Annotated in this window: 29 protein-coding genes and 1 pseudogene; 10 read left to right on the top strand and 20 right to left on the bottom strand. The window is 41.6% G+C overall.

Going from position 1 to position 26,178, the window contains the following annotated elements; all coding sequences use genetic code 11:
• Window positions 1-313: 313 nt before the first annotated feature.
• The 9 genes and pseudogenes from IGJ45_RS03330 to IGJ45_RS03290 form a co-directional block, all read right to left on the bottom strand.
• Window positions 314-508: pseudogene (locus tag IGJ45_RS03330) on the bottom strand (site-specific integrase); the annotation flags it as partial.
• Between the two features lie 116 nt (window positions 509-624).
• Window positions 625-1,041, bottom strand: a complete 417-nt coding sequence (gene arsC / locus IGJ45_RS03325) for an arsenate reductase (thioredoxin) (protein WP_003127483.1) — start codon at window positions 1,039-1,041, stop codon at window positions 625-627.
• On the bottom strand, window positions 1,038-2,114 hold the full coding sequence (arsB, locus tag IGJ45_RS03320) for an ACR3 family arsenite efflux transporter (RefSeq protein ID WP_123866887.1): 1,077 nt from the start codon (window positions 2,112-2,114) through the stop codon (window positions 1,038-1,040). Before arsB ends, arsC begins: the two co-directional genes overlap by 4 nt.
• Window positions 2,115-2,132: 18 nt before the next feature.
• Window positions 2,133-2,429, bottom strand: coding sequence for an ArsR/SmtB family transcription factor (locus IGJ45_RS03315; protein ID WP_003127481.1), 297 nt, complete (start codon window positions 2,427-2,429; stop codon window positions 2,133-2,135).
• 286 nt (window positions 2,430-2,715) lie between these two features.
• Window positions 2,716-3,789 carry an ABC transporter substrate-binding protein gene (locus IGJ45_RS03310; RefSeq protein WP_003127480.1) on the bottom strand — a complete coding sequence of 358 codons (1,074 nt, stop codon included), beginning with the start codon at window positions 3,787-3,789 and terminating at the stop codon, window positions 2,716-2,718.
• A complete protein-coding gene (locus tag IGJ45_RS03305; RefSeq protein WP_003127479.1) occupies window positions 3,786-4,622 on the bottom strand; it encodes an ABC transporter permease in 837 nt (278 codons plus the stop codon). The genes IGJ45_RS03310 and IGJ45_RS03305 overlap by 4 nt, the downstream gene beginning before the upstream one ends.
• On the bottom strand, window positions 4,619-5,428 hold the full coding sequence (locus IGJ45_RS03300) for an ABC transporter permease (protein WP_021149310.1): 810 nt from the start codon (window positions 5,426-5,428) through the stop codon (window positions 4,619-4,621). Before IGJ45_RS03300 ends, IGJ45_RS03305 begins: the two co-directional genes overlap by 4 nt.
• Before the next feature lie 10 nt (window positions 5,429-5,438).
• Entirely contained in the window at window positions 5,439-6,527 is a 1,089-nt protein-coding gene (locus tag IGJ45_RS03295; protein ID WP_003127477.1) for an ABC transporter ATP-binding protein, read from the bottom strand.
• Between the two features lie 16 nt (window positions 6,528-6,543).
• Entirely contained in the window at window positions 6,544-7,086 is a 543-nt protein-coding gene (locus tag IGJ45_RS03290) for a helix-turn-helix domain-containing protein (RefSeq protein ID WP_003127476.1), read from the bottom strand.
• Between the two features lie 361 nt (window positions 7,087-7,447).
• Between IGJ45_RS03290 and IGJ45_RS03285 the strand changes: the two genes are divergently transcribed.
• From IGJ45_RS03285 to IGJ45_RS03270, 4 genes are read left to right on the top strand one after another with little or no spacing between them, the layout of a single operon-like run.
• Window positions 7,448-8,437, top strand: a complete 990-nt coding sequence (locus IGJ45_RS03285; protein WP_003127474.1) for an acrylyl-CoA reductase family protein — start codon at window positions 7,448-7,450, stop codon at window positions 8,435-8,437.
• Window positions 8,434-9,186, top strand: a complete 753-nt coding sequence (locus IGJ45_RS03280) for a phosphopantothenate--cysteine ligase (protein WP_003127472.1) — start codon at window positions 8,434-8,436, stop codon at window positions 9,184-9,186. The genes IGJ45_RS03285 and IGJ45_RS03280 overlap by 4 nt, the downstream gene beginning before the upstream one ends.
• 12 nt (window positions 9,187-9,198) lie before the next feature.
• Window positions 9,199-9,756 (top strand): phosphopantothenoylcysteine decarboxylase, encoded by a 558-nt coding sequence (gene coaC / locus IGJ45_RS03275; RefSeq protein ID WP_003127471.1) that lies wholly within the window; start codon window positions 9,199-9,201, stop codon window positions 9,754-9,756.
• 1 nt (window position 9,757) lies between these two features.
• Window positions 9,758-10,393 carry an ECF transporter S component gene (locus tag IGJ45_RS03270; RefSeq protein WP_003127470.1) on the top strand — a complete coding sequence of 212 codons (636 nt, stop codon included), beginning with the start codon at window positions 9,758-9,760 and terminating at the stop codon, window positions 10,391-10,393.
• A gap of 92 nt (window positions 10,394-10,485) precedes the next feature.
• On the opposite strand, the gene IGJ45_RS03265 is transcribed toward IGJ45_RS03270, so the two are convergent.
• From IGJ45_RS03265 to IGJ45_RS03255, 3 genes are all read right to left on the bottom strand, one after another.
• Window positions 10,486-11,646: a hypothetical protein gene (locus IGJ45_RS03265; RefSeq protein ID WP_238696165.1), complete on the bottom strand. Its 1,161-nt coding sequence runs from the start codon at window positions 11,644-11,646 to the stop codon at window positions 10,486-10,488.
• A 251-nt stretch (window positions 11,647-11,897) separates the two neighbouring features.
• Entirely contained in the window at window positions 11,898-12,788 is an 891-nt protein-coding gene (murB, locus tag IGJ45_RS03260) for a UDP-N-acetylmuramate dehydrogenase (protein WP_369914735.1), read from the bottom strand.
• A 75-nt stretch (window positions 12,789-12,863) separates the two neighbouring features.
• Complete coding sequence (locus IGJ45_RS03255; RefSeq protein WP_003127467.1) at window positions 12,864-13,793, bottom strand: Gfo/Idh/MocA family protein; 930 nt, start codon at window positions 13,791-13,793, stop codon at window positions 12,864-12,866.
• 90 nt (window positions 13,794-13,883) lie between these two features.
• Between IGJ45_RS03255 and IGJ45_RS03250 the strand changes: the two genes are divergently transcribed.
• Window positions 13,884-14,636, top strand: a complete 753-nt coding sequence (locus IGJ45_RS03250) for an exodeoxyribonuclease III (RefSeq protein WP_005471734.1) — start codon at window positions 13,884-13,886, stop codon at window positions 14,634-14,636.
• A gap of 106 nt (window positions 14,637-14,742) precedes the next feature.
• A complete protein-coding gene (locus tag IGJ45_RS03245; RefSeq protein ID WP_005471732.1) occupies window positions 14,743-15,276 on the top strand; it encodes a 3'-5' exonuclease in 534 nt (177 codons plus the stop codon).
• 46 nt (window positions 15,277-15,322) lie between these two features.
• Here the strand turns inward: IGJ45_RS03245 and IGJ45_RS03240 are convergent, their stop codons facing one another.
• From IGJ45_RS03240 to IGJ45_RS03220, 5 genes are all read right to left on the bottom strand, one after another.
• Entirely contained in the window at window positions 15,323-15,844 is a 522-nt protein-coding gene (locus IGJ45_RS03240) for a GNAT family N-acetyltransferase (protein ID WP_005471730.1), read from the bottom strand.
• Window positions 15,845-15,849: 5 nt separating this feature from the next.
• Window positions 15,850-16,377: a GNAT family N-acetyltransferase gene (locus tag IGJ45_RS03235; RefSeq protein ID WP_029487219.1), complete on the bottom strand. Its 528-nt coding sequence runs from the start codon at window positions 16,375-16,377 to the stop codon at window positions 15,850-15,852.
• Window positions 16,370-16,843, bottom strand: coding sequence for a tRNA (adenosine(37)-N6)-threonylcarbamoyltransferase complex ATPase subunit type 1 TsaE (tsaE, locus tag IGJ45_RS03230; RefSeq protein WP_003127460.1), 474 nt, complete (start codon window positions 16,841-16,843; stop codon window positions 16,370-16,372). The genes IGJ45_RS03235 and tsaE overlap by 8 nt, the downstream gene beginning before the upstream one ends.
• Window positions 16,844-17,472: 629 nt before the next feature.
• Complete coding sequence (gene pta / locus IGJ45_RS03225; protein WP_003127459.1) at window positions 17,473-18,456, bottom strand: phosphate acetyltransferase; 984 nt, start codon at window positions 18,454-18,456, stop codon at window positions 17,473-17,475.
• Between the two features lie 141 nt (window positions 18,457-18,597).
• A complete protein-coding gene (locus IGJ45_RS03220; protein WP_003127458.1) occupies window positions 18,598-19,287 on the bottom strand; it encodes a uracil-DNA glycosylase in 690 nt (229 codons plus the stop codon).
• Between the two features lie 128 nt (window positions 19,288-19,415).
• Between IGJ45_RS03220 and IGJ45_RS03215 the strand changes: the two genes are divergently transcribed.
• Window positions 19,416-20,285 (top strand): Cof-type HAD-IIB family hydrolase, encoded by an 870-nt coding sequence (locus IGJ45_RS03215; RefSeq protein ID WP_147587113.1) that lies wholly within the window; start codon window positions 19,416-19,418, stop codon window positions 20,283-20,285.
• A gap of 38 nt (window positions 20,286-20,323) precedes the next feature.
• The gene (locus IGJ45_RS03210) at window positions 20,324-20,845 is read left to right on the top strand and encodes an LURP-one-related/scramblase family protein (RefSeq protein ID WP_003127456.1); all 522 of its coding nucleotides are present in this window, start codon (window positions 20,324-20,326) and stop codon (window positions 20,843-20,845) included.
• Window positions 20,846-20,850: 5 nt separating this feature from the next.
• Here the strand turns inward: IGJ45_RS03210 and IGJ45_RS03205 are convergent, their stop codons facing one another.
• Together IGJ45_RS03205 and gloA2 are read right to left on the bottom strand one after the other, a co-directional pair.
• Entirely contained in the window at window positions 20,851-21,417 is a 567-nt protein-coding gene (locus tag IGJ45_RS03205) for a GNAT family N-acetyltransferase (protein WP_005471718.1), read from the bottom strand.
• 93 nt (window positions 21,418-21,510) lie between these two features.
• Window positions 21,511-21,888 (bottom strand): SMU1112c/YaeR family gloxylase I-like metalloprotein, encoded by a 378-nt coding sequence (gene gloA2 / locus IGJ45_RS03200; RefSeq protein WP_005471717.1) that lies wholly within the window; start codon window positions 21,886-21,888, stop codon window positions 21,511-21,513.
• Between the two features lie 112 nt (window positions 21,889-22,000).
• On the opposite strand from gloA2, the gene nrdI reads away from it, so the two are divergent.
• Both nrdI and IGJ45_RS03190 read left to right on the top strand, forming a co-directional pair.
• The gene (nrdI, locus tag IGJ45_RS03195; RefSeq protein WP_005471716.1) at window positions 22,001-22,438 is read left to right on the top strand and encodes a class Ib ribonucleoside-diphosphate reductase assembly flavoprotein NrdI; all 438 of its coding nucleotides are present in this window, start codon (window positions 22,001-22,003) and stop codon (window positions 22,436-22,438) included.
• A 54-nt stretch (window positions 22,439-22,492) separates the two neighbouring features.
• Entirely contained in the window at window positions 22,493-24,139 is a 1,647-nt protein-coding gene (locus IGJ45_RS03190) for a MutS-related protein (protein ID WP_081131199.1), read from the top strand.
• A 192-nt stretch (window positions 24,140-24,331) separates the two neighbouring features.
• Here the strand turns inward: IGJ45_RS03190 and IGJ45_RS03185 are convergent, their stop codons facing one another.
• Window positions 24,332-26,161: an LTA synthase family protein gene (locus tag IGJ45_RS03185; RefSeq protein WP_261795505.1), complete on the bottom strand. Its 1,830-nt coding sequence runs from the start codon at window positions 26,159-26,161 to the stop codon at window positions 24,332-24,334.
• Window positions 26,162-26,178 lie beyond the last annotated feature (17 nt).

Here is a 26,178-nt window from a genome sequence, read left to right as displayed (position 1 = left end):
GACTATTTCTTGTTTCGACCTAGTACTGCTTAGTATTTCTTCTGCAGGGCAGCTGCTTCCAATTGTCTCAGCGACTCTTTTCTAAGACAAAAAAACCTGTAGACAAAGACTTTTGCTGTCTCTCTACAGGTCGCTAGGAAGCTGTAACTATTTTAAAACATAATGGGGAAAGATATTTTTGAAACTTGCTTCCTTCCCTTGTATCAGTCAATCAGCTGCATACTTACTTTCGATACATCTTCAACAGGAGCAACTCAACCAAAAACACTGGTACGAAAGCATTTGTCTGTCTTCTGGTAGCGTAGTGGAAAACTCAGACTGGCAATAAATCGTCATTTTTCGAAAGAATAGCGCCCTCTTGAACATTATCAATCGCGTTAACTACTTGTTGATCTGACTTTGCATATAAGTGACCGTAAGTTCCTAAAGTAATTTGAATATTCGCATGGCCCAATCGTTCTTGAATAGATAGCGGTTGAATATTCTGCTCAATTAGAAATGCAACATGTCTAGCGAAAGCCCAAAACGCTCAATTAATTTCCCCATCAAATCATTTAGCCAAACCATTTTTAGTAATTGGTCGCTAATCCAAGTCCACATACCTTACCCCGCTCCCTTTTTGAATTACACATTTAACTGCTGCGATAATTCAATCATTCTCTTTTTGATTTCATCTCTTGTGTTTCGAAAGGCACTTCTAATTTCTGCCTCAGATCCTTTCGCTTTGGCAGGGTCTACTAAATCCCAATGAAGGTGTGTGCTTTCCTTTGGAATCATGGGACACTTATCTGCTGCGTCACCGCAAAGAGTAATAATCATATCGGACTGATTAAAGTAGTCCAAATCAATCAAGTCAGATGTTTGATTCGAAATATCGATTCCAGATTCTTCCATTACAGCCACCGCTCTAGGATTCAAGCCGTGAGTTTCAACGCCAGCACTTCGAATCTCCCAAGAATCATCTAAGTATTTTTTAGCAAATCCTTCCGCTATTTGGCTTCGACAGGAATTGCCCGTACATAAGAAATAGATTTTTTTCATTCATTTTCTCCTTTTGTCGGGAACCAATCTTTCGTTCCATTGATCAATTTTACTAATAACAACATAACAGGCACTTCTGTCAGAACACCAACTGTTGTCACTAGCACAACTGGTGAATTGACACCGAAAAGCGTAATTGCTACGGCAACCGATAACTCAAAAAAGTCTGAAGCACCAATCAAAGCTGCTGGAGCTGCCACATTATGAGGCTGTTTTGTCCATTTACAAGTAAAATAAGCAAAGTTTGCGGTAATAATATTTTGTAAGACTAAAGGCACGGCAATCATGAGAACGTGAAACGGATTGTTTAAAATAATATCCCCCTGATAAGTAAAAATGATTACCAATATCAATAACAAGCCAATCGTTGTAATGGAGTCAAACTTTGGTAAGAAGCGATTGTTAAAGTAATCAATTCCCTTACGTTTTATCATGAAGTATCTCGTCAATGCCCCACCAACTAACGGTACTAGCACAAATAGTAGTACAGAAGCAAAGAGAATATTCCATGGTACAAACACATTATTTACTCCTAAAAGGAAAGAAACAATTGGTACAAATAGGACAATGATTAATAAATCGTTAATTGATACTTGAACCAAGGTATGTGCTGGATCACCTTTTGTAAGGTTTGACCAAACAAATACCATAGCGGTACATGGCGCTGCCCCTAACAAAACCGCTCCAGCCACATAGTCTTTTGCTAAGTCTGCTGGGATAAAATTGCTAAAAACAACATAAAAGAAGAAAGAGGCTAAGCCAAACATCAAGAACGGCTTAATTAGCCAGCTTGTAATGCTAGAGATCATAATCCCCTGATATGTTTTTCGGACGTTCAGTATTGATTTAAAATCGATTTTCATCATCATTGGGAAAATCATAACCCAAGTTAAAACGGCAATTGGAATATTTGTATTTAATACTTGATAGCTTTCTAATCGGTCTGCGACACTAGGTAAAAACTTTCCGATTAGCATGCCTGCTGCCATACATAACAATACCCAAACTGTTAGATACTTCTCGAAAAAATTTATTGCAGGTTTTTCAGTTACTTCCGTAGATACATTGTTCATTCATAAGACTCCTATCGTTTACCAGCTAATTGATTTTTCTTTGATAAGAAGTTCCTTCAAAATTACTAGGAAATCCTCAACAAAATCTTCCTGTAAAGCGTAATGATGCCATTGACTTTTTTTCGTTACTTTGACAATTCCTGCCTTCTCTAAAAGCTTCATGTGGTGTGATAATGTCGGTTGAGTAAAGTCAAAATGCTCCAACACTTCACATGCACAAAGAGAGTCAGCTGTAGAAAGTAAGTCAACAATTTTCAGCCTTTTTGGATCAGCTAAGGCTTTCATGATGGTAGCAATCTGTTCATAGTTTTCCATGGAGGACCTCCTATTGAATTGTATATAGATAATTATCTATATACAATATAGATGAACGTCTATATACGGTCAAGCGTTTCTGTCTTTTTATTTTCAACATCGTCTGGTAAAAATCTCTATCGCAAAGCTTTTCTAGCAAAGTATCTCTGGTAGAAAAAATAAAATAACACAAAAAAAGCGGCTTTTCAGCCGCTTTTGGTAGAAAATTGGAAAACTCAGATAGAAAAAGGACGATTTTTAGCTCTTTAGAACTTTGATAAATCCCCATTCTTACTGAGTTTTACCATTATCTCCTGTACATCTTCAACTCCAAAAATAGGTCATTATAAATGCCTAAATATTGGGCGCCTAGATTTTCATAGACTTCCAAATGCTTCATCAGCTCATCTGAAGGATAGAACTGTTTGTCTTGCGTGATTTCATCTGGCAATAACGCGAGTGCTTTTTTGTTTGGTGTGGAATAACCGATATACTCAGCATTTTGAGCAGCATTTTCTGGTTCAAGCATAAAGTTCAAAAATGCATAGGCCCCTTCTTCATTTTTTGACGTTTTGGGAATAACCATATTATCAAACCAAAGATTGGATCCTTCGGATGGGATCACATAATGGATATGTTCATTCTCATACATCATATCGGCTGCTTCTCCCGAGAAAGTCACAGCGACAGAGGCTTCTTCGTTTGCCATATACATTTTGATTTCGTCTGCTACGATTGCTTTGATGTTTGGCGTCATTTTGCGCAATTTGTTGAAGGCTGCTGTAAGCTGTTTGTCGTCTTTGCTGTTCAATGAATACCCCAAACTGTTTAACCCTAGACCGATGACTTCCCGCGCGCCATCGATCAGCATGATACTGTCTTTTAGTTCTGGTTTCCACAGATCATCCCATTCCTTGATTTCACCTTCAGCAAAAAATTTATCATTATAGACGATACCAAGAGTCCCCCAAAAATATGGGATCGAATAGCGGTTGTCAGGATCAAAACTTAAATCCAAGAAGCGGGGATCAATATTGTCTAGCCCTTTGATCTTGCTGTGATCAAGAGGTTTCAGCAAGTGCTCTTCCATCATTTTTTGGATCATATATTCACTTGGGATGGCAATGTCATAGGACGTTCCTCCTTGCTGAATTTTCGTAAACATCGCTTCATTGGAATCGAAGGTTTCATAATTGACCTTATAGCCGGTCTCGTTCTCAAACTTCTTCAAAAGATCTGGATCGATATAATCACCCCAGTTATAGATATTCAAAACTTTGGCGCCCGCCATTCCTGAAGAATGTTCCAACTCCCGTACACCAAACAGCAGTACCAAAATGATGGCGACAATTCCTATGACCAAAGATTGTAATCTTTTCATCGCAGATTTGCCACCTCCGCTCGCCGATTTTTACGTAGTTTTTTCGACACATTTTCTTTGCTGATAAAGTAGTACCCTACGACTAGAATCATTGAGAATAAAAAGACCAATGTGCTCAAGGCATTGATTTCTAGGCTGATCCCCTGACGGGCACGAGAATAGATTTCTACAGAAAGTGTGCTAAAGCCATTCCCTGTTACAAAGAACGTCACAGCAAAATCATCCAGTGAATAAGTGAAAGCCATGAAATAGCCGGCAATGACCCCCGGTGTCAGAAACGGCAAAATAATGTTCTTGATGACTTGCAGATTATTGGCACCTAAGTCACGAGCGGCATCAATCATGGAATCATTCATTTCTTGTAGCTTTGGTAAAACCATCAAAACAACGATGGGAATACTAAAGGCCACATGAGACAGTAACACACTAAAAAAACCTAGGCTAAAGCCGCGGAACAAATTTCCGATCATCGTGAAGAAAATCAGAAAACTGGCACCAATGATGACATCTGGAGAAACCAGTAAGACATTGTTCAAACTTAACAACGCTGTTCGTGTTCGCCGTTTTTTCGTATAGTAGATCCCCATCGCACCGAACGTGCCGATCACTGTTGCTAAAAGGGCGGATAAAAATGCCAGCATAAAGGTATTCAATACAATGATCATCAGACGTGTATCTTGAAAGACGGACTGGTAATGTTCAAAGGTAAACCCAGTAAAGTCATTCATTGTACCGCCATCATTGAAGGAATAAAAAATCAAATAAAAAATTGGGACGTACAATAGGATAAAGACAACGACAAGATAAAGATTTGACCAGCGGAATTTTTTCATTTTCGTTGTCCTCCTTTTTTCTTCTCACCTGTCAGGAGCATCACTAAGAACATAGCAATAATCAAAATCACACCGATCGTCGAACCCATGCCCCAGTTTTGTGTCACAAGGAAATGCTGCTCAATCGCAGTTCCTAACGTGATTACACGGTTTCCTCCAATCAAACGTGTCAGCATGAAGAGTGAAAGAGAAGGAATGAAAACTGCTTGTATGCCGCTTTTGACGCCGTTCAATGACAAAGGCAGAATGACCCGGCGAAAAGTCTCATAGCTGTTCGCTCCTAAGTCACGGCTCGCACTAATCAATGAAGGATTCATCTCCTCTAGTGCATTGAAAATCGGCATGATCATAAAGGGCAGCTCAATATAGACCGCTACCGTTAAAAAGCTAAAATCGGTGAACAAAATCTGTTTTGGTCCGACACCCATGATCTCCAAAAAATGATTGACGCTGCCATGAATTCCAAAAATACCAATAAAGGCATAGGCTTTTAACAGCAAATTGACCCATGTAGGTAAAATAATCAGCAGTAACCATAAGTCTTTATGACGTAGTTTTGTCAAAAAGTAAGCCGTAGGATAACTGATGACCAACGTGATCAATGTGATCAAAAAGGCATACCACACGGAGTTCAATGTCATGATCAAATACTTGCCGGAACCTAAATAACTTTGATAATTGACCAGTGAAAAATTCCCATCCATATCGAAAAAGGACTGATAGACGATCAATAATACTGGTGCGATAACAAATAGCAATAACCAAAAGACATAGGGTATTGCATAGAAACGACGCATTTTCGTCATGTGCTCCCTCCTAATCTTCGTAGCTCTCTAAACGAGCATCAAAATCTTCTTCTGATTCATTGAAACGCATGACATGAATGTCTTCAGGCTCAAAAAACAAACCGATCTTGCTGCCTTCTTTGGCTTTTCTAGTCGAATGGACCATCCATTCATTGCCTTGTTCATCGTAACAAATGATTTCATAATGTACGCCGCGGAACAATTGCGTGTCTACCTCAACGATCAATTTCCCTTTCTCAGCGGTGGTCAAACTTAGATCTTCTGGGCGGATCACGATTTCAACGGGTTCATTCGCCCGCATACCGCCATCCACGCACTCGAAGCGTTTGCCGACAAACTCGACTAAATTATCATCGATCATCGTGCCATTCACGATATTACTTTCGCCGACAAAGTCCGCCACAAAATGATTGATCGGCTCGTCATAAATGTCTACCGGTGTCCCACTTTGAATGATCTTTCCTTTATTCATGACGAAGATCTCATCACTCATCGCTAATGCTTCTTCTTGATCGTGGGTCACAAAGATAAAGGTAATTCCTAATCGCTGCTGCAGTTCCCGCAATTCGTACTGCATGTCTGTTCGTAATTTCAAGTCTAAAGCTGACAAAGGCTCATCTAAGAGTAAAACTTTCGGCTCATTGACGATCGCTCGCGCAATCGCCACCCGTTGACGCTGTCCACCGGACATTTCACTGATCTCACGATTTTCGTAACCTGGAAGTTGGACCAATCGCAATGCTTCTTTGACTTTCTTTGTGACTTCGTCTTTCGGCAGCTTCTTGATCCGTAAGCCAAAAGCCACATTCTCGAACACGTTCATATGTGGAAACAACGCATAGTCCTGAAAGACAGTATTAACTTGTCGCTGATTTGCCGGAACATCGTTGATACGCTGGCCATCAAAGTAAACATCGCCTTCTGTTGCTTCGGAAAATCCGGCAATGATCCGTAAGATCGTGGTTTTCCCACATCCTGAAGGACCTAAAAGCGTATAAAAACGCCCTTCTTCAATATCAAAACTAACATTTTTCAAGACGGTTTCATCGTCATCAAATCGCTTGACCACGTTATTGAACGAAATAATTGTTTTTCCCACACTTTTTCCCCCTAAATCATAAATAAGAATCAGTTACAACGATCAAGGCGCGACTTTTTTGCCGGCCGATATTTCTCAATTGATGCGGTTCTGTTGCTTGGTAATAAATGGACTGTCCCTTACGTGCTTTGTATTCTGATTCCCCGAGGCTCAGTGCAATCGTTCCTTCCAAAACATAAATAAATGTTTCCGCTAAAGAAGGTTCAAATGTCTTATACTCGCCGGCTTTCTCAAAAGTCAACACGACTGGCTCCATCTCTTTTTCATTCGAGTCTGGAATCAGCCACCGCAGTTCATAGCCATTTTCTTCATCATAATAACTCGTACTGTCTTCTTCTCGATAGACCACTTGATGGTCTGCATTTTCTTGACGGAAAAATTCTTCCGGGGTCACTCCAAGGACTTCTAAAATCGTAAAAAAAGTTTCCATTGAAGGTGAACTTAAATCCCTTTCTAATTGGGAGATGTACCCTTTGGATAAATCGGTTCGTTCCCCTAATTCTTCTTGTGTCAGATTTTTTTGGACCCGCAAATTGCGGAGCTTCTCGCCAATCTCCATCTACATTCCCCCTCGATCAAAAATATAGTAAAAAATTCCCACAAAAAAGTTTGCTAATAGTAAACTTCAAGTTTAATTTCACTTTTTCCAGTATACAAACTTTTCTAAAAAAAACAAGTCTTTTTTTACCTTTTTTGAAGAGAATTTTTCGAAGCTTTCTTATTGACTAAATGAGCTGCAGCCAATGGGCAGCTGTCACATAATGCCTTTATTTAGCCGTTTTCATTCAGTAGCTCTCAATGCTCTTCTCTCATTCTAACGAAGAAATTGTCTCATGAATAATCATCTGTTTCGCAACAATGATTAAAAATCAACCAGATTATGGTATCATGAGTTCAAACCATTAAAGGAGTTGCCTTGAATGACAGAATTTTCGTCTTATATCGTAACAAATGAACCAACATTTACTGCCACTTTAAAGACCTGCAAACTGACAGATTTACCTGAGGGAGACGTTCTTGTCAAAGTCGCTTATTCCGATGTCAATTATAAAGATGCTTTAGCAGCTAAAGAAAATGGCGGTGTTATCCGTACTTATCCGATGACACCAGGCATCGACTTGGCTGGTGAAGTCATTGAAAGTCAAAGTCCGGATTTTTCAACCGGCGACCAAGTACTGCTGACAGGTTACGGCCTAGGTGTTTCTCATCCCGGTGGCTTCAGCCAATACCAACGGGTACCGGCTGATTGGCTGATCAAACGACCAGAAACTTTATCGGCTAAAGATAGTATGTGTTATGGTACTGCTGGCTTTACTGCGGCACTGGCTGTCACCGAACTTGAAAAACTTGCCCTTGAAAAAGAAGCGCCGATCGTCATTACCGGAGCTTCCGGAGGTGTCGGAAGTATCAGCATCGCATTGTTGCATAAGTTAGGCTATACAAACATCGTCGCACTTTCTCGTAAAAAAGAGGCAGACTGGTTATTGGCATTAGGAGCAACCAAAATCACTGATCCAGCTGATTGGCAACCAGAAAAAATCAAACCGCTGGCGAAGCAGACAGTAGCGGCAGTTATTGATACCGTCGGTGGTTCCCTTCTTTCCGCATTATTGCCGCAAATCCGTTACGGCGGCGGTGCCTTTTTATGCGGAAATGCTGGGGGGATCAACATCGAAACGACGGTTTTACCCTTTATTCTTCGCGGCATCCGCGTGATCGGTATTGACTCGGTCAATGTTGACACTGCCACTCGTAACGAACTTTGGCAACGTCTAGCAACAGGCTGGTATGTCGCAGATCAGCTGCATAGTCATGAGATTACCTTTGAAACATTGCCGGAAACACTCGCATCCTTATTAGCCGGTACCCATCAAGGTCGGACGATCGTCAAGGTGGCATCAGAAGCATGAGAATATTGATCACTGCCGGCGGAACTTCCGAAAAAATTGATTCAGTACGGTCGATCACGAATCATTCAACAGGTTCATTAGGCAAAGCCATCGCTGAAGCGTTATTAGAAAAAGGGATTGAAATTGATTATGTCACAACTCGTCAAGCAAAACAGCCAGCTAACGATTCACGATTGACGGTCCACTCTATCGAAGGCGCTCTTGGATTACTGAATTGTCTTGAGTCCTTATTATCGGCACATACTTACTTTGCAGTGATCCACAGCATGGCGGTCAGTGATTTCACACCTGCTAACAGTTGGTCACAAGAAGCATTCTTGACAGCGATCAATCAGCTGCTTCCACAATTTGACAACCAAGTATCTCCTGAGTTGTTAGAGACATTAGTAGCACAGTCAATGGAACAGTCAGGCAAACTCTCTTCGAATACTGATCATCTAGTGATGGTCTTAAAGAAAACACCTAAAGTGATCCAGCGAATCAAAGCAAAACAACCTCAGACAAAGTTGGTGGGTTTCAAATTATTAGTCGATGTTTCGGAAGAAACACTTTTTCAAGTAGCCCGTGATAGTCTAGCTAAAAATCAAGCAGATTATGTCTTGGCCAATGACTTGACTACGATCAAAGAAGATCAGCATATTGGTCACTTACTAACTGCCGATAAAAAAATCGGTACCGGCCATACTAAGCCAGAAATTGCCGCATTGATCGTAGATACATTATTGAAAAATGAAGAGCCCCTTGGATAAGGAGGAATTAAAATGAAACAAAAACATGTATTATTAGGTATTAGCGGAAGTATCTCCGCTTATAAAGCAGCGGATATCGCGAATGAGTTGACAAAACGAGGGTATGCAGTCGACGTGATGATGACTGCTAATAGTACGCAATTCATCACACCATTGACTCTCCAGTCATTATCTAAGCGACCAATCCATGTGGATGTGATGCAAGAACGCCAACCTGACCGGATCAACCATATCGAATTAGCGAAGCAAGCGGACCTTTTCTTGATCGCGCCAGCCAGTGCCAACTTGATTGGTAAATTGGCTCATGGTTTAGCAGATGATCTGATCTCAACGGTCGCTTTGGCATTGACTGCGGAGGTACCAAAACTGATTGCACCAGCGATGAATACCAATATGTATCAAAATCCAATCGTGCAACGAAATCTAGCCATTTTGAAAGAGGTCGGTTATCAAGAGATCGCTCCTCGCGAAGCCTTATTGGCTTGCGGGGATTTCGGCCGCGGCGCGCTGGCGACCGTGGAAGCGATCGTTGAACAAGCTGTTGCAGCATTGGAAGTACGAGGAGTCTAACATGAAAAAAATAGCCACTTTTGATTTAGTTTTAACTGCATTTTTCCTGGGGATCTTGATTCTTTTAGCATCCGTTCCTTTTCTAGGGTTCATTCCTTTAGGTCCGATCAATGCTACTACGATGCACATTCCCGTGATCATTGCTTCCATCATTTTAGGACCACGGATCGGCGGCTTTCTGGGAGGGGCTTTTGGCATCATTAGTATGGTCCGTTCAACGTGGATCATCTCGCCGCTTTCTTTTGTGTTCTCGCCATTTGTCCCAGTCTATGGCATGGATCATGGAAGTTGGAAAGCGATCTTGGTTGCTCTGATTCCTCGCATTCTGATCGGAATCGTCCCTTATTTTGTCTTTAAAGCCTGCCAGAAAATGTGGCAAAACAAGCGGCAAAGCACTTCGTTGCTGATTGCTGGAATCGCTGGAGGATTGACGAATACGATTCTCGTGATGAACCTCATCTACTTTTTATTCCAACAAGAATATGCCGCTGCGATCGGTAATGCCGGAACTGCCGTCTATACCGCCATCCTTGGCGTTATTTTGACACAAGGTATCCCAGAGGCGATCGTTGCAGGAATTGCGACCATGGCTGTTGCTTCTGTATTACTGAGATTGACGAAAAAGCCACGTTTTTGATTCATTTGAAAGAACTTCAAATAAAAAGAGCCATTGAAGCAGCTTGATAAGCTTGCTTCAATGGCTCTTTTTTTAGTGTTCCTTTATGCTGCTCATAAATTTTGGCTTACTTGCAATGCCTCAGCCAAACGCTGGTCCTGTTCTTCGGTCAGTAAGTCTTCATAAATCAACAAAAAATCAACGATTTCTTCATCCGTCATGCCCTGTAGATCAGTGGCAACCATCTCTAATAATTGGTCAAACTCCTCGTCTGTTAGCGTATAATTTGTCCAATCTTCATCAGAGAGGGGATCATCGCCGTAATAACTGTCATCCCAAAAAGAGTCTTCTTGGTAGGAATCAAAAAACTCTTGCTGATCAACGACATTTTCTGAAGCAGGTAACTGGACTTTTTCATCACTTTGTTTGCCGCTGATAGTAAACGTGATCCCAATAGCCAAAGGCAGCTCGCCAGATTGGGTCATGTTCATCACAACTTTTTGGTTTTGTTTCTTTGCATTGACAGATACAGTCAAATCAATACGCTCACTGTCTTTCAGCAGATCTTCCCACTGCGTAATCTCACTAGTGTCTGCCTTTTGTTTTTTGGCATAGTCAACAAAGTCCAACAGCTCTTGTTTTGTGAATGTATGCGTGATGGTGTCACCATCTCTTTTAAAAGATTCACGATCCAACGTTTTGACATACTCTGCCAATGTCTCAGAAGAAAATAAGCTATTGTTCAATAGCTGGTCCGTGTCAAGATCTGACATCTCATCTGGTGACAGACGAATATATTTATCTTTCCCCATCGTATCTGGCGTTTCGCTACTATCAAATGTATCCGATGCAAACGTATCCGATGTACCGAATGTATCAAATGCAAACAGATTGCTCATTGCCTCAACGATTTCTGCTGAAAGGTAGGTGTCATGGCTCTTGCCATCGATCAAAAGATTCAGTGGAACATCGATTTCTCCAGAAGACAGTGAGGCATCCAAACGAATATTTTTGCTTTTTGGATCTTCAACAAAATTTCCTGTGATCTTGGTTCCCGCCAACTGGGAGAAAATCATCCCTGCGATCATGCTTTCTTGTGAATTTTGGCTGTCCTCGCCAGCAAATTCAAATGTATCGATCGTCACGCTAAAGTCACCAGCATTCATATCTTTTTGTACTGTTAACCCATCAGCAAACTGATCCTGCGGTAATTTCGTACAACCGGTTAAAAAGAATAGCCCAACCAACAAGCCAATACCCAACCACTTTTTCATACTATCCCTCCATTTTCCCCTTTTCTTTATTGTAGCCAAGACGGAATGGGTAGACAAATAGTACAGCCTTCCCATTGCCTTTTTTAATAAAAAATGTGACAACTGTCCAAATAAACAACCGTTCTGAAAGATTCAAGTAATGCTATAGGTTCTCGATACATCGCAACGATGCCTTACGAAGCCTTGCAATACATTCATTCTTCAGATATCGATTTGTCATCAGACGTTGTCACAATTACGAACATGTTGAATTATTTTGCTTCTTCTCCGATAATACGCACTTCTGTCTCTAACTGGACATCAAATCGCTCCTTGATCACTTGTTGGATATGAGCGATCAGTTCCACATAGTCCGTCGCTGTAGCATGATCGACATTGACGATGAAGCCAGCATGCTTTTCAGAAATTTGCGCGCCGCCCCATTTCAATCCTTGTAAACCGGCGTCTTGAATCAACTTGCCAGTGAAATGACCAACAGGCCGCTTGAAGACACTGCCGCAAGAAGGATATTCTAATGGTTGTTTCAGCTGACGGAGTTCCGTCAACTCATCCATTCGTTTCTTGATTTGATCTTGATCCCCTTGCGCCAAATCAAAACGAGCCGACAGAATGATCGCATGTTGGTCTTGAAGCGTACTGTGGCGATAAGAAAACGCCATCTCTTCTTTCATCATAGTCACGACGCGTCCATCTGCGAGCAAGACATCACAGGACGCAAAAATATCTTGAATCTCACCATCATAAGCACCGGCATTCATAAATACCGCTCCCCCGACGCTTCCTGGAATCCCGCAAGCAAACTCAAATCCTGTCAACGATTCATGGAGTGCCACATACGTTGTATCGATCAGCTTCGCGCCTGCTTCGACGATCAAAGTGGTATCTTCTACCGTTATCTGATTCATTTCTGATAGCATGATCACAACACCGCGAATCCCACCATCACGAACGATCAAGTTGCTAGCATTGCCTAAGACCAACCAAGGAGTATCAGTTTCTCGACAATAGGCGACAATTTGTTCTACTTCTTTTGCTGATTTGGGAAAAGCCAGGATATCTGCAGGCCCTCCTGTTTTCGTATACGTATAATTCAATAAAGCTTCATCTTTTAGTAACGCAATTTCTGGAAATTGCTTGATCATTAATTCTTTATTCACAAGAAAGAGTCCTTTCACATTAAACATCTTCCTTATTTTAGCATGTTCATTGAAAAGTTGCTACTTCTCTAAAGAATCACTTTTTGCCCGATGATTGGCAGCGATCATTTCTTGGCAAAGCTGGTGACTGTCTATCACTTGCGCTTGGCGCAGATCGATAGCCGTTGGATCGGCGACTGCTGCAATAAATGCCGAAACTAATGGATAGAACCCTCGTTTGTTCAACGTTGTTTCCCAATCGCCAAACTCATGTTCCACCGTTTTCCCCTCCACATACTCCGTAAGAGCAGTCAAATTCCTCACATCATAGGTTCCGCTTTTGGCGGTGATCCGGTAATCTTCCGTATTGGCACCACTCTTGAGATCCATCGTCAAAATCGCCGTTGTATGTGCTGTTTCCAAGATCAGTGTGGCCGTCTCCAATCCATCCGCTGATTCTTTGATCTGACTAGTATGCGCGATGATCGGTTCATCCAATAAATAGACACCAGTATCCACCAAATGTAAGAAGAGATCATAGATCACATACTTGGTATCATGACTAGCAGCTTGCCGGTGTTTTGACAGATAAATCATCCGCTTATCCGGAATTTGTTTTAATTGATCGACCATCGGGGCAAAGCGGCGATTGAAGCCGACCATCAACAACTTTTGTTTTGCTTTAGCTAGAGCAAACAATTCTTCTACTTCAGCAAAATTCTCGCTGACCGGTTTATCGACAAAGACATGGATTCCTTCTGTCAGACATTTTTTGATCAACTCATAGTGGCTGCCAGTAGCTGTATGAATGAAACAAGCCTCGATTCCCTGATCGATCAGCTCGTCTAAATTGGTGTACATATGCGCCAACCGATAACGTTGCTGCAATTCTTTCTGAACGGATTCACGCCGGGTGGCAAAATAAAAATCCGCTTGATCCTGCAATGCAATATAACTTGGCAAGTATGCTTTTTGTGCAATATTTCCTAACCCGATAACACCGATCTTCATGACTGATTCCTCCTAAACGTTACGTCTTGCTTTAATCTTACACTTTTTTTCGGTAGAATGGAAAATATAGTTGAACCGAGGAGGACAAATATGAAATTTATTTCTTGGAACGTGAATGGCTTACGAGCAATCGTCAAAAAGAACTTTTTAGAAGCCTTTGAGACCTTCGATGCAGACTTCTTTTGTTTGCAAGAAACGAAGCTGCAAGCAGGGCAGATCGAGTTGGATCTGCCAGGATACACGCAATACTGGAATTATGCAGAAAAGAAAGGATACTCTGGTACAGCGATCTTTGCTAAAGAACCGGCACTTGCTGCCCATTATGGGATTGGCATCGAGGAACATGATGCCGAAGGCCGGGTGATCACCCTGGAATACCCCGAATTCTTTTTAGTCACTTGCTATACACCAAACGCCCAAAATGAATTGCGTCGTCTCGATTATCGCATGACATGGGAAGATGCTTTTCGTGCCTATCTGACCGATCTGAAACAGCAAAAACCAGTTATCCTATGCGGTGACTTGAACGTCGCTCATCAAAACATTGATCTTAAAAACTGGAAAACCAACCAAAAAAACGCCGGCTTCACTCCTGAAGAACGGGAAAAATTTTCAACCTTACTTTCAGCAGGCTTTACGGATACTTTCCGCTACTTTTATCCCGATGCTGAAGGGATTTATTCTTGGTGGAGTTACCGGTTTAATGCGCGCAAAAATAATGCTGGATGGCGCATCGATTACTTCGTTGTTTCAGACGATTTAAATGACCGCCTGGTTGATGCAAAAATCCATACAGAAATCTTAGGCAGTGATCATTGCCCCGTCGAATTGCAGTTAAACTAATTGCTTACCATATTCTTTCGCTGTGTCCTATCGGCCATCCTGCCAAAAAAATCTTGTATCTTTTCATTTCAAAGATTTGTGCTAGAATAGCTTTGAGGTGAAGGCAATGAATTTTATCGCAATGGACTTTGAAACAGCCAATTATCAAAAGCACAGTGCTTGTTCATTGGCATTAGTCATGGTTCGGGACAGTAAAATTGTTGGAGAATACTACACGTTGATCCAGCCGGAGACAGATTTCTTTTGGAAAAATATCCAAATCCATGGCATTCATCCGGAAGACGTCGTCAATGCTCCTAAATTTCCTGACATTTGGAAACAAATCCAGCAATATTATAATCTCAACAGTCTGATCGTTGCCCACAATGCTGGTTTCGATACTGGCGTTTTAGCTGGATGTCTTGATTACTATGGGATAGAACAGCCAAATTATCTTTCACTCTGTACAGTACGTACAAGCCGCAAACTCTATCCTGAATTCGAGAATCACAAGCTGAATACTGTCTGCCAACAGCTGCAGATTCCTTTGCTGAATCACCACGACGCCCTTGAAGATAGTCGTGCCTGTGCTCAGATCTTATTACGTCAAGAAAACGATTTCGGGATCGACCCATTAAAAAAACTGGTACTCGTAAAATGAGTATCAGTTTTTTACTTTTCTTCTTACTTTCTTACTCTTTTGTCTTTCAGTTATTTGTTGAAAGCCAATAACGACGAGTACTATTCCCATTTACCGGATCGATCCATATATCTTCTAATTGACCACCATTTTTTTCAATGACCTTAGCAGATGCTTGATTGTGAGCATCGCATGTCACCAGTACTTTTTCTATTCCGAAGCTTTTGGCAATCGACAAGGATTGAGCAAGCATTGCTGTCCCATATCCTTTTTGGCGATACGTTTTTTTCACAGAATAACCGATATGACCGCCTTGCTGCAGCAAATAGTCGTTGAGCTCTAGCCGCAGATTCAAGATTCCGATGACTGTATCTGCTTGTTTTGCAAGATAAACCCGACTAATGACATGACTAGCAGGAACAGTTGCCGGTGATTTGTAGGCTTCTTGCAGTTCAAGCCATTTTTCGATTGTCTCCGCTGTTTCTAGCCCAGAACCTCCGTGAATAGTTTCATTGTCTTCTAAAAATGATGCGCGATAAGCTGTTAACTGTTCTTTGTCTGCTAGGGCCGGTTCAACAAGCAGGATCATCCTTCTCACTCCTCATCAACTAATTTTGCCATCATTAGAACATCAATTCGTTGCCCATCTTTTGTTTGGGCGGCTTGTTTCATACAACCTTCAATTTCAAATCCGTACTTCTGATATAAATGGATAGATCGTTCATTGCGCGCTTGGACCGTCAACTCCAAGCGTGTCAACAACCCTACTTCACTGACCCATTCAAGCAATTCTTCTAAAAGAAGTGACCCTAGTCCCATTCCCCAATAGTCTTTTAAAATCGATAGACCTATTTCTCCTACATGGGCCATGCGCCATTCCGAATAACCTTTGATAGAAGCCATACCAATAATTCGTTCTCCATCAAGGGCTAACAATAGGAGGTGATTGTCTTGTTCATACAAGCTTTCTAGTTGCTGTGCCAACATTGCTTCAGGCAGGGCGAGGCCTGTTTCATCCATGACCAAAAAGTCAGTTTCTTGACCAATCTTTTGACTGACTGCCAAGAGTTCTGCCGCATCTTCGCCCCGAGCCTCACGCAATGTCAAATGAATGTCACTCATTATCTGCCTCCCATTGCGCCAAAATACGCTGTTGGAAAGCCTCAGCTTTCGGACCAAATGTAAGCAATTTCACAAAACGTTTTTGCTCTTCTGTATTATCTTTTTCCAAAATCAGTTCCAAATAATCTTCCGGTAAAGACTCTTCCAGAAGATTTCCCCACTCGATCACAGAAAGACCATCACCTTCAAAATAATCATCTAATCCCAAGTCTGATGCGCCAAATTCTACCCGGTAAATATCCATATGATAGAGTGGCAACCGACCTTCAGTATATTCACGAATAATCGTATAGGTTGGGCTTTTGATCAGTTGACTGATCCCCAGACCTCGAGCGATCCCTTTGGTCAACGTCGTTTTACCGGCTCCCAGTTCCCCAGTTAACACCAAATTGTCTCCAGGCAGGGCCACTCTGCCAATCACTTCGGCAAATTTTTCTGTTGCATCTAAATCAGCGATCGTTATCATGTTTGATCCGTCCTTTATCTTTTCACTTGCTGTTAGTAGTTAGTATAGCTTGTTTTAGAATCAAAAGTAAAGAGCGTACCGTCGCAAGGAGTTTGAAAGAAAAACCATTTTTATCCTGCTGTGGGCAGTATTTTTGGAAGCGACGCCCCTCATCTTGCTTTGCCTGCAATTGTTTCTAAGCTTGTTGCGCTAACTAGACTTCCATGCCACTCTAAGGGCAATCGTTGTGATTCATACTGAGGTTACTACGCTTTCTTTGGTCCCCGCTGCTCATCATCTGCTCTCTGCTTCGCAAGCCAATCGCAGTGATTCAGGCTGAAGGTTACTACGCTCCCTTTAGTCGCCTAGTACTGCTCATCATCAACTCTGTCTTGCTATGCAAGCCAATCGCAGTGATTCAGGCTGAAGGTTACTACGCTCCCTTTAGTCGCCTAGTACTGCTCATCATCAACTCTGTCTTGCTATGCAAGCCAATCGTTGTGATTCAGGCTGAAGGTTACTACGCTCCCTTTAGTCGCCTAGTACTGCTCATCATCAACTCTGTCTTGCTATGCAAGCCAATCGTTGTGATTCGCAGCAAAAAGCCGTTCCTTGACAAAAGGAACGGCTTGGTTGTTTGATTAGTTATCTTATTTATCCATCAATGTTTGTGCTGCTGTGATGATGGATAGTTTGTAGACGTCTTCTTCGTTTGATCCGCGAGAAAGGTCTGAGATTGGTTTGTTCAATCCTTGCAGGATTGGTCCAATTGCTTCGAAGTTACCGAAGCGTTGTGCGATTTTGTAGCCAATGTTTCCAGATTGTAAATCTGGGAAGACAAAGACCGTTGCTTTACCAGCTACTTCTGATTCTGGTGCTTTTAATTGAGCGACAGCTGAAATGTAAGCAGCATCGAATTGCAATTCACCATCGATTTCGTACTCAGGCGCCAATTCTTGGGCAATTTTTGTTGCTTCAACCACTTTATCGACTTCTGGTGCTTTAGCTGAACCTTTTGTCGAGAAGCTAAGCATGGCAACTTTTGGATCGATATCAAATAATTCCGCTGTTTTTGCTGAATCAACAGCGATCTCTGCTAATTCTTGGGCAGAAGGGTTCACATTGATGGCACAGTCAGAAAATAGGTATTTTTCTTGATCACGACCACGAACCATCAAAAAGGCACCACTTGTGCGGCTCACGCCTGGTTTTGTTTTAATGATCTGCAATGCAGGTCTAACCGTATCGCCCGTTGAATGGATCGCACCTGAAACCATTCCTTCAGTGATCCCCATGTAAGTTAACATCGTACCAAAATAATTAACATCTTTTAAGATTTCTTCGGCTTGCTCTTTTGTTGCTTTGCCGTTTCGGCGCTCAACAAAAGCTTCGACCATTTCATCCCACCGGTCATAGTTTTCAGGATCTAGGATCTCAAAATTAGCGATGTTGATTCCTCGAGCTTCCGCTGCTTTCTCAATCTCAGCAGGGTTACCAATCAAAACTGGTTCTACCAATTCTTCTGAACGTAGACGGCTTGCTGCACCAAGGATACGAGGATCTGTTGCTTCTGGGAAAACGATTTTGATATGACGACGCACGATTTTAAATTTTAAACTTTCGAATAGTTCCACGGGTAAAGACCTCCAGTTTTTTTATACCCTTACATTGTACAATAGTTGCAAAAAAAAGAACAGATAAAAATGCTGTACTAATCGAAAAAGATAATTTTTGTTACACAATTCACAGTCCGTCTCTTCTGCACTACTACAGTTTCACACCTGTACTATTTTTTCTGGTAATTGCCAGTCAATTGGTGTTTCATCCAATGCGATCAATGCTTGATTGATTTTTGAAAATGGTTTCGATCCAAAGAAACCACGACTGGCAGATAACGGACTTGGATGGGGAGATTCTATGATGATATGCTTTTTCGTATCGATCAACGCTTTCTTTTGCTGGGCTGGTTTTCCCCATAATACAAAGATCACTGGTTTATCCCGTTGATTCAGCTTTTCGATGATAGTATCTGTCAATCGTTCCCATCCTTTGCCTCGATGCGAATAAGCCTGTCCTTCACGAACTGTCAACACCGTATTTAGTAGTAAAATTCCTTGTTGCGCCCAAGGAACCAAATAACCGTGAGAGACTGGCGCGATGCCTAGATCACTTTGCAATTCCTTATAGATATTGCGTAAAGAAGGCGGAATCCGTACTCCGGGTTGGACTGAAAAAGATAACCCATGGGCTTGATGCGGACCATGATATGGATCTTGTCCTAAGATCACTACTTTCACTTCATGATACGGAGTCAGCTTCAGTGCTTCATAAATATGGTCCATTGCCGGGTGGATCTTCTGTGTTGCATATTCTACTTTCAAAAATTCCCGTAACTGTTGGTAATAGGTTTGATCGAATGAAGCTTGCAAAACTTCTTGCCAATCATTTTCTAAAATCTTTCTCATCGTCTCGCTCCTTTGCTTTTAGTTAAGGATAACAAAAGATCTGCCTAAGAAACAAGGAGACATTCTCAAAAATAATTGCTGATTTGTGGTACACTATTCTATAGAAACCATAAGAAAGGACGCTGACAATGATAAAATTAATCGCTTCTGATATGGATGGTACTTTACTAAACGCCAACATGCAGATTTCAGAAGAAAATATCCAAGCGATCAAATATGCCCAATCCCAAGGAGTCGAATTCATGGTGGCCACTGGGCGCAACCGGAAAGAAGCTCTGCCGCCTTTGCAAGAAGCCGGTATTGATTGTGCTATGATCACACTTAATGGTGCACAAGTGTTTGACAAATCAGGAACTTCTTTATTCACCGTTCCTATTTCTAAAGAAAAAACCCGTTCATTGATGGACTTATTAAGAGAAAAAGACATTTATTTTGAGATTTCCACGAGCAATGGCATTTATTCAGAAAGCCAGACGCGCCGAATCGAGAATTTTGCGATCCATACAGCAGAAGCAATGCCCCATCTGACCCACAAAATGGCCATTGCCATGACTGCTGCACGACTAGCTTTTCTTCCCATCAATTATGTCAAAGGCTTCAATGAACTGTTTGCGATTGAAGATCTGGAAATCTTAAAAATCATTTGCTTCCATCAAGATGGCGCGCGTGTTTTAGGACCGATCACACAAGAAATCGATGGTTATGGCGACTTAGTGGTTACTTCTTCCGGACAAAACAATATTGAAATCAATCATCGCAATGCCCAAAAAGGGATCGCGGTGGCACACGTTGCTAAAGAGCGAGCGATTCAACTGTCGGATGTCATGACGATTGGTGACAACTTGAATGATGTCAGCATGATACAGCTTGCTGGTGTCAGCTTTGCTATGGGTAACGGGGAAATCGAAGTCAAAGAATATGCGAAGTATCTGACGGATACTAACATTGAATCAGGAGTCGGCAAAGCAATTATTCGGGCAATCGATGAGAATTTATAATTGACGCAGCTTTTCGGGATACAAGAGGAGGCGTAGATATGTCGGAATTTTTTATTCAAGACAGACAACTCAGCAGTATCACGCGAACGATCGTTAAAGACGAAAAGGGCAAATCGTTATTCTTGATGGTCGGGCGCTGGGGAACTAAAGGCGATGCACTTTCCCTCTATCGTTTGGACGGCACACTGGTCGCCAGTATTAAGCAAATTAGTTTTACCTTTGGCACACGATTTGAGATCTACAAGGACTTTGAAAAAGTAGGTACGTTACAAAAAATTTTCAACTGGCCTGGGGATTTTTATTATATCCAACAGCTCCATTGGGCTGTCCATGGGGATATCTACAATCATCGGTATGCGATCCATCATTTCAACAAGAAGATCATGGAAATGGATAAAGCAACACTATTGACTGGCGATTATTATGTGATCGATGTGGTCAACGATGAGGATGCGCCAGTTTGCATTTGTATTGCTGCGATTATGGATTATTGGCTCTACAATCGCAAACGCAAGACCCAGCAACATTTGGAGTTACGATTAACGAACGAAACCAGCTGAGATACTCAACTGGTTTCTTTTTGCATATGATCATATAGATGACCACTGATCTTTCGTTCAGCAACCACTTGAAAACCGTGACGTTCATAGAGACGTTTGGCGTGTGGATTGGCTTTATCGACACTTAAACCAATTGTGGTATAGCCATCTCGTTGGGCAATTTTTGGCAGTGCAGCCAATAAAGCTGAGCCAACCCCTTTTCCACGGAATTTTTCATCGACACAAATGGTATCTAAGTACCATTCGTTCTGCAACGTTTCTTGATCAACGAACAGTTTCATTTCTTTATCCAAACCGTAGGACTCCAGAATCTTCGTTAACGGTTCATCAATGGTAGGTTCATCTTTATCTGGGTAACCAAAAGCAACCCCAGCCACTTGTCCATCGATTTCATTGACCAATCCTCTGGTATAACCATAACGATAATCAGGCTCTAACATCGCTTCAGCCAAGATCTCGAGCGTTTTTTCTTCTCCTATTTCTGCCACAAACGGTAATTCCATATCTTTTAAAATGACTAAAACAAGTTTCGCCATAGCAAAACGATCTTCTTTTTGTGCAAATCGAATCACGATTTCTCCTCCTTGTGTTTTCTTCAGAATAACAGCATTTTTTTGTCATCCCAAGTAAAAAAGTGTCGTTGCGCTTCGAATGAATCCTCGATACTATTCGTGTAGTTCCAGTGGCAACCCATCTGGGTCTTGGAAGAATGTCATTTTTTTATTCGTAAAGCTGTCAAAGCGAATCGGCTCACACGTAATTCCTTTTGTTTCAAGTTCTGCTACCATTTTCTCAATGTTTGTTACTCGAAAAGCCAAGTGTCGTAAGCCGGTTGCTTCCGGATAACTTGCTCGTTTAGGTGGTTGATCCACGATAAACAACTCAATCTCAGATGAGCCAAAAGCCAAATCGATTTTGGTATCGTTTTTTTCGGGACGATGGTGCTCACGGATCACCTTAAATCCTAATTTGTCGACATAAAATGATTTTGCTCGTTGGTAATCACTGGCAATAATGGCCACATGATGCATCTCAGAAAACATATGCTCACTCCTTTTCTATCTACTTAGTTTACCTATTTTTCCTTCCTTTGGCTACAAAAGACCTGCTCTATTTTATTTTGATTCTGTTATACTGGATACGGAAGGTGATGACATGAAACTACTTTATATTTCAATCTCAGGAAATACCCGGGCATTTGTCAAACGACTAATGGACTATGCCGCCCAGCAGCCAACAGCGCATCCTCTAGAATGGTCCGTCAAAGAAATTGATGACAATTCCATTTTCGAAGAAGAAAGCGAACCTTTTGTCGTGTTTGTGCCGACCTATCTTGAAGGCGGCAACGGCGTAGATAATGGGGATCAGGAAATTTTGACAGAAACCATGCGGGAGTATATTGATTATGCGGATAATGCCCGCTATTGTCGCGGTGTGATCGGCAGCGGCAACAAAAATTTCAATTATCAATACTGCCTGACTGCCAAACAATATGCTGAACAGTTCCAGATTCCATTTCTAGCTGATTTTGAACTGCGAGGAACAACGCAGGACATCGCACGCATTTATGATGTCTTGCGTAAAATCAATTAACTTAGAAGGAGCAGGAGCTAGATCCTGCTTTTGCTCCTAGAAACGGAGAAAAACATGGACGCAAAATATATGGTTATCTTGATTATCTTGTTCGTTAGTGCACTTATTATTGGCTTAGATACTTGGAACCGAATAAAATTAAGACGTCGCGTCAAACAAGAATGGGGAAAATTCCCCCGTCAGCCTCGCTTTGACAAAGAAGAAAGCCTCAAAAAGGCCTGGATGGTAGAGAAAGATTTTTATCCCCATGATAGTGAGATCGATGACATTACTTGGTATGACTTAGACTTATTCGAGGTTTTTGAAATGATCAACAGTACTTACTCCAGTGTAGGTTCTGAAGCTCTCTATCAGCAGTTGCGCAACTTTCAATTTAAGCCGGATCGACAGCTGACCGCGTTAATTGATTTTTTCGCAGCCAATCCAAAAATTCGCGAAGATACCCAATATACCTTTGCCCAACTTGGGAAACTGGATAATAACTTTTCCAAAAACTATCTGGCATCAGGGAAGAAAGAAAGTATTGGCAACTTGCCTGTCTTTATTTTATTGGGCTGTTTGCCGATTGTTGGGCTGATTTTGATAGCTTTTGGCTTTTTGCCAGGAATTGCAGTGATTTTGATAAGCGTCCTCTTTAATACGGTTTACTATTCGATCAAAAAAGCCACACTAGAAACAGAACTCAACAGTATGCGCTATCTAGTTCAGACAGTGGCCTGCGGCAACAAGATTGCCAAACTTGCCACACCATTACAAGAGCAAATCAAAAAAGAACTGCTGCCTCTGAAAAAAATCCCCCGATTCGGCGTTTCTTTTCGTTCAAAAAACGGCAGTGAAGGCGATATGCTTTTTGAATACATCAATATCATCTTTATGCTGCCTTTTATCTCGTACCATTACGTCGTTACCTTATTGGCTCGATACAATCAACAAGCGATCGCATTATGGGAATTGTTAGGCAAGTTGGAAATTGCTTGCGCGATCCTTAATTTCCGTACCTATATGCCGATCACTTGTATCCCTGAATTCAAAAAAGGAACGGTCAGCGCAAAAGGGACCTATCATCCCCTTCTGACTGAAGCTGTCATGAATGATGTCGACTGGCAAACCAATACACTGGTAACCGGGTCAAACGCTTCTGGCAAATCGACCTATGTCAAAAGCATCGCTATCAATTGTCTATTGGCGCAAACTATCCAAACAGCTGTTGCTGAATCCTTTACGATGGAACCTGGTCATGTGTTGACCTCAATGGCGGTCGAAGACGATTTGTTTGAGGGCGATAGCTATTTTGTTGCAGAAATCAAGTCGATCAAACGATTGTTGGAACAAGTTCAGCAAAAAGAACGCTGCTATTGCTTTGTCGATGAGATACTGAAGGGAACCAATACGATTGAGCGGATCGCTGCTTCTGCTAGTATCATTCATTGGTTGAGCCGTTATCCAAGTTTGGCTTTTATTGCGACTCATGATATTGAACTGACTGAAATATTGAAAAATGACTGCAGCAATATCCATTTTTCTGAACAAGTCACAGCCGATGACGGTATCTCTTTTGACTATAAGGTCAAACAAGGTCCTTCAACAAGCCGTAATGCGATTGCCCTACTGCGAGTGCTTGGTTATCCGAAATCAATCGTTGAACAGGCTGAAAATGAAGCAGCTTACTTCAATCAGCAACGGACTTGGCAAGATCTATAATGACCTACAAGAAATCTGTGATCCTTAGTAGAGACATGCTGCTTAAAACACATCGCTAGGATTGCTCAATAAATAAAGGCTATGACAAAAGAAAGACATTTAGCGAAGAAACCAGCCTACTCTGAATAAGAGCAATGTGTTTCTTCCTTGATCCTTCTTTTGTCACAGCCTTTTTATGTTAGACAATTTTTCTTAGCCAAATAAATCTGTCTGTAAACTATATTGTTTTCCTTGTAAAATGTCATATTGAATCAGCTGATAGTCTTCATATAGCTGCCGTGATTTCGCATCTAAGCTTAGCTCACTTCGCCACTGTTCGCCTTGGTAATACTGCCCATGTTCAAAAGCCGGCAATTTTTCTTGCAGTGCTAGCAGCAACGCATAAAATCCATTGATTGGTTGCTGACTTTCATTCAACACGTTAGGTGCAAAGTAAAAGGGACTCGTTACCGGAACAGTGTCAGTTGAAAAGGTTCCATCAGAATCCACCATCAAGAATTCCGTTTCATGCAGCGCAGCAGTATCATTTTGATCTTTAATCGCATCCGAGTAGATGCCTGGCAGGTGATCCCCCCAGAAAACGACTACTGTTCTTCGATTCAGCTGCTTCAATTGTTCAATAAAGTCTTTTAGTGCGGTACTACTGTAAGAGATATCTTGCAGATAGTTTTCAAGAGCAGTTATATTTCCATCGCCTGTGGCTTGATAATTTAATGTCTGATACTTTCCTTCATAAGGCATATGGGTCTGCATCGTCACCAAGTGAACGAATTGCGGCTTTTTCTCATCTGACAAAAGAGACAGAACTTCTTTATAAGCAGAAGCATCCGAGATATAAGGATTGTTCTCGATCTTGTCCGTGTAAGTCATCGTGTCTTGATCCAAAAAGGTTTGGAAACCCATCACATCATAGACATCTTTCCGTTTGTACATCGATGTATCATAGGGGTGGATCGCAGTCGCATCATATCCTTGTTTTTGCAAGAATGAGACCACTGAAGGCAATTGTGTCAATTTAGGCACTAACATCGTGTAGGGCGTGGTCATTTGCGGATTCAACAGCCCCATTGAAAAACTGGTCAATGCTTCAAATTCAATGTTTGCAGTCCCACCGCCATAATTTTGCGACAACATTTTCCCACTGATCGTTTGATCGGCTACCGCATAATAATCCTTTAACGGATCTCCCGTGATCATCAGTCCTTTTAGATGACTTGGATCAGAAAAACTTTCACTCATGACATAAACGATATTTGGCGCTTCTTGGTCACGCGTTTTGTTTGTTTCGGCAGCTTCCGCGGTATATTTTTTTGCGATCTCTTTTATCGCAGCTTCAGAATAATCTGCTGGTTTCTCCATTGCCTCCACTCGTAGATTGAATAGAAACCCACCAATAAAACCGGTATTGTAATAATTCATTTTTTGTGAATAAGGAATCCATAATGCGGTCCGGTTATACGCTTTTCTAAGCAGATTATTGCTGTCATTAAAATGCGAAACATAAACTAAACCAACTGTACAAACGAGCATTGTCAGCCCTCTGAGGATCTGTTTCTTTTTTGATAATTTACGGCTTCGGTAAATACTCCAGATAATTGCTCCCAATGCGAGTATCACACAAAGCATCGCCAAAACGAAAGCTCCAGTTCCGATCATTGTATGCAGCAAGTCAAACTGAGTGATCATTTTCAAATCATCTGGATAGATTGGTTCTTGCCGATAAGCCATCTTGAGGTAATTTGCATAACCCAAGATCCCGATCACAATGCTATAGAACAGCGCTCCGACTCCTAGCGAGCCAGCAAGACTTGCCAATAATCCGTAGAAAAGCAGCAGCACCAGACAAGCTAAGAAAAACTTTTCTGTATGCCAAGAAAAAGCAAATTTTAATGCCAGCTCAACAGAAAGGTTGTTTTGACACCATTGTAGGTATAGATTACTAAAGATGATCAGAATAAAACTAGCGATTAGTTTTATTGCCAACTTCAAATTGGGATGAATCTTTCTTTTCACGAAGGACATTCCTCCTTTTCTAACCA

This window comes from Enterococcus sp. DIV0574, assembly GCF_051711125.1.
GTDB classification, from domain to species: domain Bacteria; phylum Bacillota; class Bacilli; order Lactobacillales; family Enterococcaceae; genus Enterococcus_D; species Enterococcus_D gallinarum.
Note: the sequence above shows the minus strand (reverse complement) of the source record. Positions and strands in the feature narration are given on the sequence as shown.

Excerpts from the sequence above, each read along its gene's own strand:
- arsC (WP_003127483.1), bottom strand. The coding sequence starts at position 1,041 with ATGAAAAAAATCTATTTCTTATGTACGGGCAATTCCTGTCGAAGCCAA.
- arsB (WP_123866887.1), bottom strand. The coding sequence starts at position 2,114 with ATGAACAATGTATCTACGGAAGTAACTGAAAAACCTGCAATAAATTTT.
- IGJ45_RS03315 (WP_003127481.1), bottom strand. The coding sequence starts at position 2,429 with ATGGAAAACTATGAACAGATTGCTACCATCATGAAAGCCTTAGCTGAT.
- IGJ45_RS03310 (WP_003127480.1), bottom strand. The coding sequence starts at position 3,789 with ATGAAAAGATTACAATCTTTGGTCATAGGAATTGTCGCCATCATTTTG.
- IGJ45_RS03305 (WP_003127479.1), bottom strand. The coding sequence starts at position 4,622 with ATGAAAAAATTCCGCTGGTCAAATCTTTATCTTGTCGTTGTCTTTATC.
- IGJ45_RS03300 (WP_021149310.1), bottom strand. The coding sequence starts at position 5,428 with ATGACGAAAATGCGTCGTTTCTATGCAATACCCTATGTCTTTTGGTTA.
- IGJ45_RS03290 (WP_003127476.1), bottom strand. The coding sequence starts at position 7,086 with ATGGAGATTGGCGAGAAGCTCCGCAATTTGCGGGTCCAAAAAAATCTG.
- IGJ45_RS03285 (WP_003127474.1), top strand. The coding sequence starts at position 7,448 with ATGACAGAATTTTCGTCTTATATCGTAACAAATGAACCAACATTTACT.
- IGJ45_RS03280 (WP_003127472.1), top strand. The coding sequence starts at position 8,434 with ATGAGAATATTGATCACTGCCGGCGGAACTTCCGAAAAAATTGATTCA.
- coaC (WP_003127471.1), top strand. The coding sequence starts at position 9,199 with ATGAAACAAAAACATGTATTATTAGGTATTAGCGGAAGTATCTCCGCT.
- IGJ45_RS03270 (WP_003127470.1), top strand. The coding sequence starts at position 9,758 with ATGAAAAAAATAGCCACTTTTGATTTAGTTTTAACTGCATTTTTCCTG.
- IGJ45_RS03265 (WP_238696165.1), bottom strand. The coding sequence starts at position 11,646 with ATGAAAAAGTGGTTGGGTATTGGCTTGTTGGTTGGGCTATTCTTTTTA.
- murB (WP_369914735.1), bottom strand. The coding sequence starts at position 12,788 with ATGATCAAGCAATTTCCAGAAATTGCGTTACTAAAAGATGAAGCTTTA.
- IGJ45_RS03255 (WP_003127467.1), bottom strand. The coding sequence starts at position 13,793 with ATGAAGATCGGTGTTATCGGGTTAGGAAATATTGCACAAAAAGCATAC.
- IGJ45_RS03250 (WP_005471734.1), top strand. The coding sequence starts at position 13,884 with ATGAAATTTATTTCTTGGAACGTGAATGGCTTACGAGCAATCGTCAAA.
- IGJ45_RS03245 (WP_005471732.1), top strand. The coding sequence starts at position 14,743 with ATGAATTTTATCGCAATGGACTTTGAAACAGCCAATTATCAAAAGCAC.
- IGJ45_RS03240 (WP_005471730.1), bottom strand. The coding sequence starts at position 15,844 with ATGATCCTGCTTGTTGAACCGGCCCTAGCAGACAAAGAACAGTTAACA.
- IGJ45_RS03235 (WP_029487219.1), bottom strand. The coding sequence starts at position 16,377 with ATGAGTGACATTCATTTGACATTGCGTGAGGCTCGGGGCGAAGATGCG.
- tsaE (WP_003127460.1), bottom strand. The coding sequence starts at position 16,843 with ATGATAACGATCGCTGATTTAGATGCAACAGAAAAATTTGCCGAAGTG.
- IGJ45_RS03220 (WP_003127458.1), bottom strand. The coding sequence starts at position 19,287 with ATGAGAAAGATTTTAGAAAATGATTGGCAAGAAGTTTTGCAAGCTTCA.
- IGJ45_RS03215 (WP_147587113.1), top strand. The coding sequence starts at position 19,416 with ATGATAAAATTAATCGCTTCTGATATGGATGGTACTTTACTAAACGCC.
- IGJ45_RS03210 (WP_003127456.1), top strand. The coding sequence starts at position 20,324 with ATGTCGGAATTTTTTATTCAAGACAGACAACTCAGCAGTATCACGCGA.
- gloA2 (WP_005471717.1), bottom strand. The coding sequence starts at position 21,888 with ATGTTTTCTGAGATGCATCATGTGGCCATTATTGCCAGTGATTACCAA.
- nrdI (WP_005471716.1), top strand. The coding sequence starts at position 22,001 with ATGAAACTACTTTATATTTCAATCTCAGGAAATACCCGGGCATTTGTC.
- IGJ45_RS03190 (WP_081131199.1), top strand. The coding sequence starts at position 22,493 with ATGGACGCAAAATATATGGTTATCTTGATTATCTTGTTCGTTAGTGCA.
- IGJ45_RS03185 (WP_261795505.1), bottom strand. The coding sequence starts at position 26,161 with ATGTCCTTCGTGAAAAGAAAGATTCATCCCAATTTGAAGTTGGCAATA.